Consider the following 14,477-nt stretch of genomic DNA (forward strand, 5'->3'; position numbering starts at 1 on the left):
ATGATCGCGGCGGGAGAGGATAAGAGGCGGCAGCACCGGACAAGCGGCTGGTGGGGCGACAAGAGTTTCGCCGACCTGTTTTTTGCCAATGCGGTGGCGCATCCCGATCGGCTGGCGCTGGTCGATGCCCCCAATCGCGGCGACTTCGCTTTTGGCGAACCGCAGCGGCTGACCTATGCCGAGCTGGAAGCCGAGATCGACCGGATCGCGGGGGCGCTGGTCGTTGCGGGGGTTGGCAAGGACGATGTGCTGCTCGTCCAGTTGCCCAACATCAGCGAATTCGTCGCACTCTATTTCGCGGCGGCGCAGATCGGTGCGATCGTCAGCCCCGCGGCGGTGCAATATCGCAGCCACGAGCTGAAGGGCATGATCGGCGTCGTCGAGCCCAAGGCGTTCGTCTGCGCGACGACGGTCAAGGGATGCGACCATGTCGGTGTCGCGGCGCCGTTGCTGGGTGGCATCCGCCTGATGACCTTTGGTCCCAATCCGCCTGCGGGCGCGCTCGACCTGTCCACCGCAGCGGGCGACGAAGCCGCACTCGCGGCGCACGTCGCGGCGAACCCCGTCGATGCCGACGATATCTTCACCATCTGCTGGACCTCGGGCACCACCGGCGTGCCCAAGGGCGTCCCGCGCAGTCACAATCACTGGATCGCGGTCGCGGGTGCTGGCTATGAGGCGATGAAGGTCGGACCGGGCGATGTCCTGCTCAACCCCTTCCCGCTCATCAACATGGCGAGCATCGGGGGCATCACGATGTGCTGGCTGACGAGCGCAGGGACGATGGTGCTGCACCATCCTTTCGATCCCGGCATCTACCTTCAGCAGATCGCGACCGAACGGCCGAGCCTGACAATCGCCCCGCCCGCGGTGCTCAACATGCTGCTGCAGAATGAAGCGCTGCTGGCATCGGTCGACCTGTCGAGCCTGCGCGTCATCGCCTCGGGCTCGGCGCCGCTCGCGCCCGCGATGGTGCGCGGGTTCCAAGAAAAACTCGGCATCATCATCGTCAATGTCTTCGGATCGAACGAGGGGATGAGCTTCATCACCGGCGAGGGCGAGATGCCCGACCCCGACAAGCGCGCAAGCCTGTTCCCGCGGCGTGGCACCTATCAGCGCCCCTATGGCGAAGGCCGCGCCCCCAATATCGAGAGCCGCCTCGTCCCGCCCGGCGGCGGCGATGCGATCGAGGAAGACGGTGTATCGGGCGAACTCCAGATTCGCGGACCGACCTTGTTCGAAGGCTATCACAGCGCCCCGGAGCGCACTGCCGAAGCCTTTACCGACGACGGCTGGTTCCGCACCGGCGACCTGTTCGAGATCGCCGAGGGCGGCGACTTCTATCGCTTTGTCGGGCGTTGCAAGGATCTGATCATCCGCGGCGGGGTGAACATCTCGCCCGAGGAAATCGACCAGTTGCTCGGCGGCCATCCGTTGCTCACCGAGGCCTGCGTCTTTTCGCTGCCCGACCCGACGATGGGCGAGCGGATCGGCCTTGCCTATGTGCCGCGCGGTACTGACGACGTCGGGATCGGCGAGGTCGCCGACTATCTGCGCGGGCACGATCTCGCGGTGTTCAAACTGCCCGAGCGATTGTTCCGCTTCGACGCGCTGCCGCGCAACGTCACCAACAAGGTGATGCGCAGCGACGTGCGCGAAATGGCGCTCGCCACTCTCGAAAAGGAAGCCTGACATGGCGAAAGACGTCTTCATCCTCGGCGGCGCGCAGAGCGATTTCGCGCGCAACATGGAACGCGAGGGCGGCGGGTTGTTCGAGCTGTTCCGCGACGTTGCCGAAGCGGCATTCACCGCAACCGGCATCGAGCCCAAAGAGGTCGAGACCGCGCATGTCGGCAATTTTGTCGGCGAATTGTTCGCGGGACAAGGCCAGCTCGGCGGCTTCTTCGGCCATGTCCATCCCGACCTTGCGGGCATCCCGGCGTCGCGCCACGAAGCCGCCTGCGCGTCGGGCAGCATCGCGGTCCTTGCGGCCGCTGCCGAGATCGAAGCCGAGCGCTATGGCCTCGCGCTGGTGCTCGGCATCGAGCTGATGCGCAACGTCCCCGGCCAGCGCGCCGCCGAATATCTGGGCGCCGCCGCGTGGGCGGGGCGCGAGGCGCAGGAGGCGCGGTACCTGTGGCCGTATATGTTCGCGCAGGTCGCCGAGGAATATGACGAGCGCTTCGGACTCGATCGCGCCCATCTGCGCGGGATTTCCGCCAATAATTTCGCCAATGCCAAGCGCAATCCGAACGCACAGACGCGCGGCTGGGCGATGACCGACGACCATCTGGGCGAGAATGATGCGGTCAATCCGCTGATCGAGGGCAGCTTGCGCAAATCGGATTGCGGGCAGGTCACCGACGGTGCGGCGGCGATTTTTCTCGCGTCGGCGGAAGTTGCCGAAAGTGTCGCGCAGCGTAGGGGGGTTTCGATCGACACTTTCCCGCGGATCAAGGGGTGGGGGCATTCGACCGCACCGCTGCTCTATTCGACCAAGATACTGAAAAGTAAAGATAATCACTATGTCTTCCCGAGCGTGCGCAAGGCGATGATGGACGCGCTGCGCCGCGCCGAAATGCCCGATGTCTATGCATGCGACGGGGTGGAAGTGCATGATTGCTTCTCGATCACCGAATATATGGCGATCGACCATTTCGGAATCACCCCGCCGGGCGAAAGCTGGCGCGCGATCGAGGACGGGACGATCGCGCTCGGCGGCAGGCTGCCGGTCAATCCGTCGGGCGGGCTGATTGGGCTGGGCCATCCGGTCGGCGCGACAGGGGTGCGGATGCTGCTCGACAGCTGGCGACAGGTCACCGGCAACGCCGGGGACTATCAGGTCGAGGGCGCGAAGAATTTCGCGACGTTCAATGTCGGCGGCAGCGCGACGACCGCGGTCAGCTTCGTCGTCGGCGTCTGATCTTTGAACGTTTATCTTTATGATGCGGTGCGCACGCCGCGCGGCAAGGCGCGGCCCGATGGCGGGCTCGCGGCGCTGAGCCCGCAGGAGCTGGTGCGTAGCCAAGCGGCGGCGCTTGCGACACGCTGCGGCGATGTTGCACGCGCTCCCGACGCGTTGCTGCTCGGCTGCGTGACGCAGAGCGGCGCGCAGGGCGGGCATGTCGCGATGCTGGCAAAACTCCAAGCTGGGCTGCCCGACGCGACCGCGGCGCACAGCATCAACAATTATTGCGCGTCGGGCCTGTCGGCGATCGGCCAGGCGATTGCAAAGGTCGCGAGCGGCGAAGCGTCGCATATCCTCGCGGGCGGCGTCGAGTCGATGAGCCAGAGCCCCTTCCTCGGCGACCGCGCGGCCTTTTACGGCAACGACGAATTGCCCCCGCGCGCCCGCTTTGTCCCGCCCGTGCTCGCAGCCGACCGTTTGGCAAACGCCGAAGGCATAGGTCGCCCCGACCTCGACGCCGTCACCCTCGCCTCGCAGCAGAAGGCGGGCGCGGCCGAAGGCGATGCCGCGCTCCAGAAATCGCGGATCGCCACCGGGCCGCTGGCCGGCGAAGAGTGCATCCGCCCGCAAACGACGGCCGCATCGCTTGCCGCCGCCCCGCCCGCGTTCGGCGAACTGCAGCAGCAATATGCGGGCGCGCTCGAAGGCGCGACCTTCGAGGCGCTGCACAGCATCGCCCACGCGCCGCCGATCTGCGACGGCGCGGGGCTCGCGCTGGTCGGCGGCGAAGGCCTTGGCCCCTCTCCGCGCGCACGCGTCGTCGCCTTTGCCGAAAGCGGCGGCGACCCGGCCGCGTCGCTGACCGCAGGCTTTGCGGCGATGGACAAGGTGCTGACGCGCGCCGGGCTGACGCTCGCCGACTTCGACCGCATCGAGTTTATGGAAGCCTTTGCCGTCACCATCGCCAAATTCCTGCGCGACCGCGACGCCGACCCGGCGCGCGTCAATGTGAGCGGCGGCCATCTGGCGAAGGGCCATCCGATGGGCGCCAGCGGCGCGATCCTGACCTCTACCCTGCTCGACGCGCTCGATGCGTGCGGTGGTCGATACGGGCTTGTCGTGCTGACCGGCGCGATGGGTGTGGGCGCCGCGATGATCGTCGAGCGTCAATAAGCCGATTGCGCAAAACCGCGATTCCGCTATGTGCCGCGCGTGCGGGGTCTTTCCCGCGCATGATCGCACCGGTGCCCGAAAGGGCTTAAAACGGGAACACGGTGAAGGGGTTCGTCCTGACCCCCCTAAGCCGAGGCTGTCCCTGCAACTGTAAGCGGCGAGCGCGATGCACCGGTCCGAAGCTTTCGGATCAGCCACTGGGGTCACCTGGGAAGGCGTGCATCAAGCCCTGACCCGCGAGCCAGGAGACCTGCCGGCGTGGGTCGCTCAATGCCAAGGCCCAGGGAAAGGCCGCGGCACGGAGGTTTCCGTCGAGCGACGACCAAGCGGCTGGAGCCGCTTCGGTGCCGGGGCCGCAGGCATTACGCCACTTGCGATGCCGGCATCGGTCGATCGCGTCCCACGCATCGGCAGGCTCCACCTTCGTTGCCGGCGTGCGGGGAGCTTCCCATGTTGAAATTCACGACCATTTCCTTGGCTGTATTGGCGACGGCGACGCCGGCGCTTGCCGAAACAGCCGACAGCGAGCGCCCCGGCGACGAGATCATCGTCACCGCCTCACGCTCGGGTGAAGGCGTGCCCGCGAACCAGCTTGGCTCCTCGGTCACGGTCATCGACAATGAAGCGCTGCAATTGCGCCAGACGCGCGTCGTCTCCGATGTCCTGCGCGACGTGCCGGGCGTTGCGGTGACGCGCATCGGCGCGATCGGCGGGCAGACGCAGATCCGCATCCGCGGCTCCGAGAGCAACCATGTCCTCGTGCTGATCGACGGCATCGAGGCGGCCGATCCCTATCAGGGCGAATATGATTTCGGTACACTGATCGCCGATTCCGCCGCGCGTATCGAGGTGCTGCGCGGCCAGCAATCCTCGCTCTACGGCTCCGACGCGATCGGCGGCGTGATCAACTATATCACCCTGTCGGGCCGCGAAGCGCCGGGATATAGCGCGCGGATCGAGGGCGGATCGTTCGGGACGATCAGCGGCGGCGCGCGCGCCGCCGGCGCATCGGGTGCGTTCGATTATGCCATTTCGGGCAGCTATTACGGCACCGACGGCTATCCGACCGCGCGCGGCGGTACGCGCGATGTCGGGTCGGACAGCATCGGCGCGACCGCCAAGGTCAACTGGACGCCGAGCGAGGCGTTCAAACTGACCGGCGTGCTGCGTTACAGCCACACCAACGCCGACACGAACAACAGCGAGTTCGATACCAGCAGCCCGCTGTTCGGTTATACCGTCGACAGCCCCGGCGTGTATTTCAAGAATGAGGCGTTTTTCGGCCTGCTCTCGGCGCAGCTCACCGCGCTCGACGGGCGCTGGGTCAACACGCTGTCAGGTCAGTTCGCCGACACGAAGCGCAAAGGTTTCAGCCCCTTCGGCCTCGACTATGGCAACAAGGGGCAGCGCTATAAGGGCAGTTTCACCTCGGCGTTCAGCTTCGGCACCGAAGCGGTCAGGCACCGGCTGACCGGCGCGGTCGACGTCGAGCGCGAGAATTTCCAGACGCTGACCCCCGGCGGTTTTCCGGGCGAAAAGCACGCGAACAACCTGGGCGTCGTCGGGCAATATGAACTGCTCGCGGGCGACCTCTCGCTCGGCGCGTCGGTGCGGTACGACGACAACAACCGCTTCGACGATGCGACGACGTGGCGCGTGCAGGGCAGCTATCGCCTGCCGACCGGGACGCGCGTCCGCGCCGCCTATGGCACCGGCGTCAAGAACCCCGGCTTCTTCGACCTTTATGGTTTTGTCGATGGCACCTACATCGGCAACCCGAACCTGAAGCCCGAAAAGTCCAAGGGTTGGGAAGCCGGGCTGGAGCAGAGCTTTGGCGCAAACGACTGGGCCACGATCGGCGCGACCTGGTTCGATTCCAAGCTGAAGAACGAGATCTTCATCGACTATCCGCCGCCGAATTTCGACGCGACGCCGGGGAACCGCACCACCGATAGCAAGCAGCACGGCATCGAAGCCTTTGTCAGCGCGCGGCCAATCCCGCAGATCCGGTTCGATCTGGCGTACACATGGCTCAAGGCCGAGGAAAATGGCGTACGCGAGGCGCGTCGGCCAAAGCATGTGGCGAGCCTCAACACCACGGTGTTCAGCACCGATCAGCGTTTTTCGGGCACGCTGACCGTCCGCTACAATGGCCGGACCGACGACTTCGCTTTCACCGACCCCAGCTATATTCCGGTGACGGTGTCGATGAAGGAATATGTGCTGGTGAACCTTGGTGCCGATTATAAATTGTCGGAGCGTTTCGCGATCTATGGCCGCGTCGAAAATCTGTTCGGCGAAAATTATGAGGAGGTCTTCAGCTTCGCCACCCCGGGCCGCGCGGCCTATGGCGGCGTGCGGGTGACCTTCTGATGAAACCCCGCACCGACGCCGAACATACGGCGAAGATGAAGAAGATCCAGGCGGCGCAGAACAAGAAGGTCGCGACCAAGACGGTCGAAAAGGGGCTGGTGATCGTCCACACCGGCCCCGGCAAGGGCAAGACCTCGGCCGCGCTCGGCATGGCGATCCGCGCGATCGGCCACGACATGAAGGTCGGGGTCGTCCAGTTCGTCAAGGGCGCGATGGCGACGGGGGAAAAGGCGGTGTTCGACCGCTTTCCCGACCTGATCGAATTCAAGCCGATGGGCGAAGGCTTTACGTGGGACACGCAGGACCGCAGCCGCGATATCGCGGTGGCGCGCGAAGCGTGGGACGAGGTCAAACGGATGATCGCCGACCCGAGCTATTCGATGGTGATCGCCGACGAACTCAACATCGTGCTGCGCTACGACTATCTGCCGGTGGGTGAAGTCCTCGAGGCGCTCGCCGCCAAGCCGCATATGACGCATGTCATCGTCACCGGCCGCAATGCGCCGCAGGAGCTGATCGATGCGGCCGATCTGGTGACCGAAATGGCGCAGGTGAAGCATCCGTTCCGCGAGCAGAATGTGCGTGCGCAGCGGGGGATCGAGTTTTGATGTCGCCGCGCGCCTTGCTTGCCTCGGCGCTCCTGCTCGGCGGCGCGGGCGCACTGTGGGCGACGACGGGCCAACCGGTCGCAAAAGCGCCAGCGGTTCCGCAGCGCATCGTTTCGATCAACCTGTGCGCCGACCAGCTGGTGCTCGCGCTCGCCGACCGCGACCAGATCGCGGGGCTCACGCACAATGCGACCGACCCCGACATGTCGGGCGAAGCAGCGAAAGCACGCGGGCTGCAGTTGCTCAGCAATTCGGCCGAACAGATATTGGCGATCGAGCCCGACCTGATCGTCGGCATGCCGGCGAGCCGCAGCGCGGCGCTGAGAGCCCTGCCGAAACAGGCCTATCCGCTGCTCGATCTCGACACCGCAAACACGCTGGACGAGATTTACGCATCGATCCGCGAGACCGCCGCCGCTGTGGGCCATCCCGAGCGCGGCACCGCGTTGATCGCGCGGATGGAGGGCGAGCTTGCCGGGCTGCAAAAGCCCGGGCGCGGCCGGGTCGCGGCCTATTACCAGCGGCGCGGCTATATGACGGGCACCGGCACGCTGATCGACGAACTGATGGCGCGCGCCGGGCTCGTCAACCTCGCGGGCAAGCTCGGCAAGCCGCCGCTGTCGCAGCTCAGCCTCGAGGAAATGGTCGCGGCGCAGCCCGACTATCTGATCGTCGAAAGCGCAACCGATAAAGTGACCGATCAGGGGAGCGAGATGCTGCACCATCCGGCGTTGAAGGACATTCCGCGGATCAGCGTGCCGCAGGCATGGACGGTGTGCGGCAGCCCCGCCTACACGCAGGCCGCGCGCAGTATCGAGCAACAAATCATGCAATTGGGGAGCAAACGCTCATGAGCCGCCTCGCCATGCCGCGCTGGTCGCTGATCGCCGCGCTGTCGCTGCTCGCCTTGGTCGCGGCCGTCGCCTCGCTGCTGTTCGGCGCGGTCGACCTGTCGGTCGCGCGGCTGTTCGCCGCCGCGACCGGCGACGGCGACAAGGTCGCGTCGATCATCCTGTTCGACCTGCGCCTGCCGCGCACCATCCTCGCGCTCGCCGTCGGCGCGATGCTCGGGCTCGCGGGCGCGGCGCTGCAGGGCTATTTGCGCAATCCGCTCGCCGAGCCCTCGGTGCTCGGGACATCGAACGCCGCAGCGCTCGGCGGCGTCGCCGCGATCTATTTCGGTCTGGCCGATATCCATCCGGTCGTGTTGCCGGTGCTTGCCACTGGCGGCGCGCTCCTGTCGCTCGCTTTGCTGTTCGCGCTCGCAGGCAAGGCCGAAAGCCCGCTGACCTTGATCCTCGCCGGCATCGCGGTCGGGACGCTGGCGATCGCGGGGACCAGCCTCGCGCTCAACCTGTCGCCGAACCCGTTCGCGGCGATGGAGATCATGACCTGGTTGCTCGGCAGCCTCGAAAACCGGTCGTTCGACCATGTGTGGATCGCGCTGCCCTGTATCGCGATCGGCACCGCGATGCTGCTGTGGAACGGGCGCGCACTCGACGCGCTGACACTCGGCGAGGATGCGGCGCAGGCGCTTGGCACCGACCTCCGGAAAACACGGCTGCGCCTGCTCATCGGCACCGCGATCGGGGTCGGCGGCGCGGTCGCGGTGTCGGGAGCGATCGGCTTTGTCGGGCTGATCGTCCCGCATCTGATCCGCCCGCTGACCGACCGCAGCCCGTCGGCCATCCTGCTGCCCTCGGCGATCGGCGGCGCGGCGCTGCTGACCCTCGCCGACCTTGGCGTGCGGATCATTCCGACGACCAACGAACTGAAGCTGGGGGTCGTTACCGCCTTTCTGGGGGTGCCGATCTTCCTGCTCCACCTGATGCGGGAGCGACGGATATGGTGAAGCTCGTCCTCACGTCCGTCGGCGTCACGCTCGGCCGCCGCGCGGTCATACGCGATGTCAGCGCCGAATTCGGCGCCGGCACGCTGACCGGCATCGTCGGCCCCAATGGCGCGGGCAAGTCGACGCTGGCGCGCGCGATGCTTGCATTGGTCCCCGCCACCGGGCGCGTCCACGTCGATGGTGTCGACGCAGCAGCCATGCCGCGCGCCGATCTCGCGCGGCGGATCGCCTATGTACCGCAGGGGCAGACCTTGCACTGGCCGCTGACCGTCGAGCGGCTCGTCGGGCTGGGGCGCCTGCCGCACCTTGCGCCGATGTCGCGGATATCCGATGCCGATACGGCGGCGATCGAACGCGCAATGGCGCGCGCCGATGTGCTGGAATTGCGCGACCGGATCGCCACCGAATTGTCGGGCGGCGAACGCGCCCGCGTGCTGTTTGCACGCGCGCTGGCGGTCGAAGCCCCCGCGCTGATCGCCGACGAACCGCTCGCGAGCCTCGATCCGGGGCACCAGATCGACGTGATGGACATGCTCCGCGCCGAGGCCGCGGGCGGCGCGCTGGTGATCGCGGTGCTGCACGATCTGACACTCGCGGCGCGCTATTGCGACCGGCTGCTGCTGATCGACGAAGGGCGGATCGTCGCGGACGGGACGCCGACCGACGTGCTCACCGCCGAGCGGCTGCGTGCGGTCTATGGGATCGACGCGCGGGTCGAGGCGGGCGGCGAGTGGCCGACGATCACCACCTTTGGCCGCGCGCGGTGACAAACGCGGCGCTCTTTGCCGAACAGGGTCATGCCGCGGTGCCGCTGTTCGACCCCGAACTCGTCCGTGCGGCGCAGGCCGATATTGCCGAACATATCGACCGGGTATCGCGCGCGCTCTACCTGCCCTTCGATCAGAGCTGCCCCGACGCGCCGCTGAGCGAGCGGATCGACCGAGTGTTCGCGCACGAACGCAGCGTCGCCAACCTGCTGCGCGTCGCGATCTGCACCGACGCGCATCGCGGGCCGCGGCTGCAGGCGCTCGCCAACGATCCGCGGCTGATCGAGACGGCCGAACGGCTCGGCGAGCGAAAATTGTCGGGCAAGATCGCACGCGTGCGCGCGAGCATTGCCTGTTTCCCCGAGCATCGCCACGCGTGGCACAGCGACGTCGCGCGCGACGACGGCACCGGCTGCGGCAAGTGCTCGTGACCGCGTGGATCCCGCTGAGCGATGCCGGGCCAGAAAGTGGAGGTCTGGAGGTTGCAGCCGTGCGTCAGCCCGCGCCGCTTGCGAGCGAGGGCGACGACGGGTTCGAAATCCCCGAATGGCGGCTCGCCGGCCTCCCGCGCGTCCAGCCCGAATGTCCGGCCGGGACGGTGCTGTTCCTCGACCGCTTCACCCCACACAGAACCTTGCCGGCGCGCGCAACACGCTTCGCACTCGTCGTGTGGATGAAGGCGGCCTAGCGGCTACCGGGCGGGTTCAACCCGAACCGTCCGGCTGGCGCGTTTGCCATCGGCGGAGCGGCTGCGCAGTTCTGCCGCGCCGCTGACCGCCACCGGCCCGGCATAGCGCGTCCATGCGCCGCCCCCGATCCGATATTCGATTACGGTCCCGGGGAACATGCTGTTCGCCTCGAGCTTGCCGTTCGCAATCTGCGCCCCCGGAGGCGCGACGCGATAGGCGACGCCCATGCGTTCGAGCTGCGGGAATTGCGCGGAAACACGCCCGGCGAAATCCTGCCAGCCCGCCTTCAGCTTTGCGGCGTCGACGCGCTTGTCGCCCCATTCATAGCTGACGCCCGCCTGATACGCCGGAGTCCAAGGCGCCGGGCTCCACGCGCGCTCGGCGAGCGCGAGCAGGCGCGGAAAGAGCATATAGTCGACCTGCCCGTCGGTGCGGATCGACTCGCTCCACAGCTGCCCCTGCAATCCCGCGACGCGGTGCCCGGGCTGAAGAACCGGCTTGTCCTCGATCGGCTTGCCCTCGGCATGGATGTTGCGGATCGTTGCAGCGTTGGCGGGCAGATTGTCGGGCATGAAGCCGAAAACCTGATACGGATCGACCCCGCGCGACGCCCAGTCATAGCCGCCCTCTTCGGGGTGCGGAGCATAGGGCATGTCGAAATAGCCAAGGTCGGGGATCGACAGCACGGCATCCCAGCCGCGGTTCATCTGGTCATGCGCTTCGCGGATCGCGCCGGTGTGGAGCACGCCCCAGATGTTCGTCTGCACCTGTTTCGGCATGTTCGCGGTTTCGGTATGCCCCATGCCGTCGCTCCAGCCGCCAGCGCGCAGGCCCTTCGCCGCGAGGCTGGCGGTCACGCGCTCGATAAAGCGCGGCGTGAGCTTCCCAGCGTCGCCGCCATTTTCCGCGACCATCGCCTTGCACGCGGGCGATTTGACCCACGCCCCGGCAGTCTCGTCGGCACCAAGGTGAAAGGTCCTGAGCGGCGCGCCTGCCTGTTTGTGCATGGCGGCAAGTCCGTCGACGACGGTGTCGACGAAACGGTAGGTCGCGGGCAGGCAGACGTTCAGCGTGTTGTCGCTATAATTCTGGATGCTGCGATATTCGGTCGTATCGGCGGGGTCGATCAGGCGATATTGTTCGGCCTCGGCCTTCTTGCCCGCGGCGGTCAGGCGGGCGTGCCGGACTTCCATCGCCTTGATCGCGGCGCGACTGTGGCCGGGCATGTCGATCGACGGGATCACCTCGATCTGCCGCGCCGCCGCCGCCTCGACGATCGCGACATAATCGGCGGTGGTCAGATAGCCGTTGACCCCGCCCGTCCCGTCGGGCCCGGCGCCGAGTTGCGGCAGCAGGCACGTCTGCTCTGCCGGATCATGGCAGCGTTTCCCGCCAATCTCGGCGAGTTCGGGCAGCGCCGGAATCTCGATGCGCCAGCCTTCATCGTCGGCCAGATGGAGATGCAGCTTGTTGAGCTTGTACGCCGCCATTGCTTCGACGATCTTCATTATCTCGTCGCGGCTGTGAAAATTGCGGCCGAGGTCGATGTGGAGGCCACGAAAGCCATATTCGGGCGCGTCCTCGACGTGGAGCGGTGCGAGCTTTCCCTTCTCGAACACCGCCTGCTGCGCGAGCGAGCGCAATGCGTGGCTTGCCCCGGCGGCGTCGTGCGCGGTGATCGCAATGCCCGATGCCTTGACGTCGAGTATATAGCTTTCGGGCTTCGTCGCGGCGGCCGTGTCGATACGGATGGTGAGCGGCAACGCGCCCTTCTCCGCCACACCCAGCGCCGACAGCGCGGGTGCGATCGCAGCGCGGGCGACACCGCCCAATGTCAGCGCGACGCCGCGACCGAGGTCGATCGATGCGCCCTTGCCCTGCACCGCCTTCGCGGGCTTCGGCAGGATCGCAATGCCCTTCGCTTCGGGCCCCAGCCGTCCGGCCTGCACCGCAAAAGCGCGCTCGGCGGTCAGCCAGCGCGTCTGGTCGGCATCGCTCTTGGTCGCGAGCTTCGCCTCGTCGGTCATCGGCGCCACAAACGGGAGGATTTCAAGGCCGGTGTCGGGATCGATCGCCGCGCGCGTTGCCGCGATCGTCCGCGGTTTCAGCCCGTCGGCGACGAGATAGGCATTGGGCATCCCGAACACCTTCGAAAAATTCGAGCCGACGCCCCACAGCTTGATTTCATGCTTGGCGCCGGGGCGCAGGGTCGCGCCGGGCTTGAGCGTGAGTTGCTGAACATCGCCGTTGATCAGCCGGTGCGTGAAGATGTCGCTTTCGACCAGCGGCAGCCGGTCGACGAAGCTGAAATAGAGCGAAAGCCCCTTCGTCGGCACGTCGGCCGGCAACGTCTCGGGGATCGTCAGCGTGATGGTCGACAGGAAGCAGGCGTCGATCCCGGTGGGGCATGCCGGGCGATTGTCGACCATGGTGAGCCGGTAGCCGAGCGTATCGGCGAAGCGGTCGAGCGATGCCTGCGACGCGGCCTCCACCGCCATGGCCGGCGGCGCGGCCAGTGCCGCAATCGCCATCGCCGTCCAAGCCGCAGCCCGCATCCATATTCTCCCGCTCAAATTTGTATCTGATTTGTCATGACATCGCAGACGGGTCAACGCCTTTCGGATCTGACGGAATTGAAGGGAAAAGTGGAGGAATGACGAATATCTGCGTTTTCACGCCGTCGCATCGATCCAAATTGGTTTTATATTAGTATCATCCACGATTCGACCTCATGCGCATCTTGTCCTGCGACCCGACCAGGCCGAGTTGAGGTCAACCGGGCACCGCGTACAGTTCTACTATGGAGCGCGACCTCCGCCCGTGGCTGGCCTGTAGCGCAGCGCCCGGCCAGCCAATCCCTCGCCCCCCCTTTACGGTTGTCGGTTCGGAGGGGAAAATCAAATTGGTCCTATCGGGATTTCGAAGCCGCACATGGCAAAGATGCGACCAATGCCAAGGTCGTCGAGAGTCCGTGCCGCAGGCACCGCCGTATCACGCACAACGTCCCCGCGCCGACGGGGAGGGAATCGCGCCTTGCTACCGCGAAGGCAACGGGCGCCATGGTCCGCCGATTGTTGCAGGACACCCCCGATCGCGCATGGATCCAAGCGATCAAATACGGCCTTTCACGCGAATTATTCGCGACGATCATTGACGCGACGATACCAATGCAACACATGGAGCTGTGGCGCTGGTCCTATCGATCAAAGCGCCCATCCAATTGGCTGGAGCATCGTCCTTTGTCCCTGATCGATCGCGTAGGTCCGCTCCAGAAAGACGACCCGACACCGCTTTACCTGCAACTGCAGAAGATCCTTCGCGACGCGATCGACGGGCAGTTGGTGAAGGCCGAGGAAGCGATCCCGACCGAACGGGATTTGGCCGAGGAATTCAATGTGTCGCGCATCACGGTTCGCAAGGCGATCGACGGCCTCGTCGCCGATGGAATCGTCACGCGCCGCCGCGGTGCGGGCACGTTCGTGACGCGGCCGCGCGTCGAGAAGAGCTTTTCGAAGCTCACCTCCTTTTCGGAAGACATGGTGTCGCGCGGGCGCAAGCCGCATAGCAAGTGGGTGAGCCGGACCGCAGGCGCGGTGACGCCCGAGGAAGCGCTGTCGCTGGGCCTGTCGCCGGGCTCGCTCGTTTACCGCTTCCATCGCATTCGCTATGCTGACGACACGTCGATGGCGCTCGAAGTGGCGACGATCCCGGCCTATTGCCTGCCGTCGGTCGAGGCAGTGGGGGCTTCGCTTTATGAAGCGCTGGAGGCCGCGGGACATTTGCCCGTCCGCGCGCTCCAGCGGCTTCGCGCAATCGCGGCGACGACAGAACAGGCCGAAATGCTGGAAATCGAGCCAGGCACGCCCGGGCTGTTCATCGAACGACGCGGCTTCCTCGCCGACGGGCGCACCGCCGAATTCACGCAGAGCTTCTATCGCGGAGACGCTTATGACGTCGTGGCGGAGTTGAACGGCTAAGCCAACCGGCGTAGAAATTCGATATGCGGCGGCAACTCGGCGCACTGCTCAGCGACGAGTCATCGCACCAGAATTGCGCACCACCGCGGCGCGCGAGCCATCGCGGTTGAGCCGCCAACGACCTCGGGCA

The 14,477-nt window shown here is 66.2% G+C and carries 12 protein-coding genes and 1 riboswitch; of the genes, 11 read left to right on the plus strand and 1 reads right to left on the minus strand.

Translation table 11 applies throughout. The features are described from left to right. From AC07NV_RS01220 to AC07NV_RS01265, 10 genes are all read left to right on the plus strand, one after another. Complete coding sequence (locus AC07NV_RS01220) at positions 1-1,692, plus strand: class I adenylate-forming enzyme family protein (protein ID WP_495164513.1); 1,692 nt, start codon at positions 1-3, stop codon at positions 1,690-1,692. 1 nt (position 1,693) lies between these two features. After that, positions 1,694-2,923: an acetyl-CoA acetyltransferase gene (locus AC07NV_RS01225; RefSeq protein ID WP_495164514.1), complete on the plus strand. Its 1,230-nt coding sequence runs from the start codon at positions 1,694-1,696 to the stop codon at positions 2,921-2,923. 3 nt (positions 2,924-2,926) lie between these two features. Next, the gene (locus tag AC07NV_RS01230) at positions 2,927-4,081 is read left to right on the plus strand and encodes an acetyl-CoA C-acyltransferase (protein WP_495164515.1); all 1,155 of its coding nucleotides are present in this window, start codon (positions 2,927-2,929) and stop codon (positions 4,079-4,081) included. Between the two features lie 53 nt (positions 4,082-4,134). Continuing rightward, positions 4,135-4,353, plus strand: a riboswitch (cobalamin riboswitch). A gap of 178 nt (positions 4,354-4,531) precedes the next feature. After that, positions 4,532-6,454, plus strand: a complete 1,923-nt coding sequence (locus tag AC07NV_RS01235) for a TonB-dependent receptor plug domain-containing protein (protein WP_495164516.1) — start codon at positions 4,532-4,534, stop codon at positions 6,452-6,454. Further along, positions 6,454-7,062, plus strand: a complete 609-nt coding sequence (cobO, locus tag AC07NV_RS01240; protein ID WP_495164517.1) for a cob(I)yrinic acid a,c-diamide adenosyltransferase — start codon at positions 6,454-6,456, stop codon at positions 7,060-7,062. The genes AC07NV_RS01235 and cobO overlap by 1 nt, the downstream gene beginning before the upstream one ends. Beyond that, on the plus strand, positions 7,062-7,916 hold the full coding sequence (locus AC07NV_RS01245; protein WP_495164518.1) for an ABC transporter substrate-binding protein: 855 nt from the start codon (positions 7,062-7,064) through the stop codon (positions 7,914-7,916). Before cobO ends, AC07NV_RS01245 begins: the two co-directional genes overlap by 1 nt. After that, positions 7,913-8,914, plus strand: a complete 1,002-nt coding sequence (locus AC07NV_RS01250) for a FecCD family ABC transporter permease (RefSeq protein WP_495164519.1) — start codon at positions 7,913-7,915, stop codon at positions 8,912-8,914. The genes AC07NV_RS01245 and AC07NV_RS01250 overlap by 4 nt, the downstream gene beginning before the upstream one ends. Beyond that, the gene (locus AC07NV_RS01255) at positions 8,908-9,681 is read left to right on the plus strand and encodes an ABC transporter ATP-binding protein (RefSeq protein ID WP_495164520.1); all 774 of its coding nucleotides are present in this window, start codon (positions 8,908-8,910) and stop codon (positions 9,679-9,681) included. The genes AC07NV_RS01250 and AC07NV_RS01255 overlap by 7 nt, the downstream gene beginning before the upstream one ends. Further along, positions 9,645-10,112 (plus strand): hypothetical protein, encoded by a 468-nt coding sequence (locus tag AC07NV_RS01260; protein WP_495164521.1) that lies wholly within the window; start codon positions 9,645-9,647, stop codon positions 10,110-10,112. The genes AC07NV_RS01255 and AC07NV_RS01260 overlap by 37 nt, the downstream gene beginning before the upstream one ends. Continuing rightward, positions 10,109-10,369, plus strand: coding sequence for a phytanoyl-CoA dioxygenase family protein (locus AC07NV_RS01265; protein ID WP_495164522.1), 261 nt, complete (start codon positions 10,109-10,111; stop codon positions 10,367-10,369). The genes AC07NV_RS01260 and AC07NV_RS01265 overlap by 4 nt, the downstream gene beginning before the upstream one ends. A gap of 3 nt (positions 10,370-10,372) precedes the next feature. Here the strand turns inward: AC07NV_RS01265 and AC07NV_RS01270 are convergent, their stop codons facing one another. After that, positions 10,373-12,925: a beta-N-acetylhexosaminidase gene (locus tag AC07NV_RS01270; RefSeq protein WP_495164523.1), complete on the minus strand. Its 2,553-nt coding sequence runs from the start codon at positions 12,923-12,925 to the stop codon at positions 10,373-10,375. Positions 12,926-13,609: 684 nt separating this feature from the next. Between AC07NV_RS01270 and AC07NV_RS01275 the strand changes: the two genes are divergently transcribed. Next, positions 13,610-14,347 carry a GntR family transcriptional regulator gene (locus tag AC07NV_RS01275; protein WP_495164524.1) on the plus strand — a complete coding sequence of 246 codons (738 nt, stop codon included), beginning with the start codon at positions 13,610-13,612 and terminating at the stop codon, positions 14,345-14,347. Positions 14,348-14,477: the final 130 nt, after the last annotated feature.

The organism is Sphingopyxis sp. GW821-FHT10B01 (assembly GCF_059415685.1).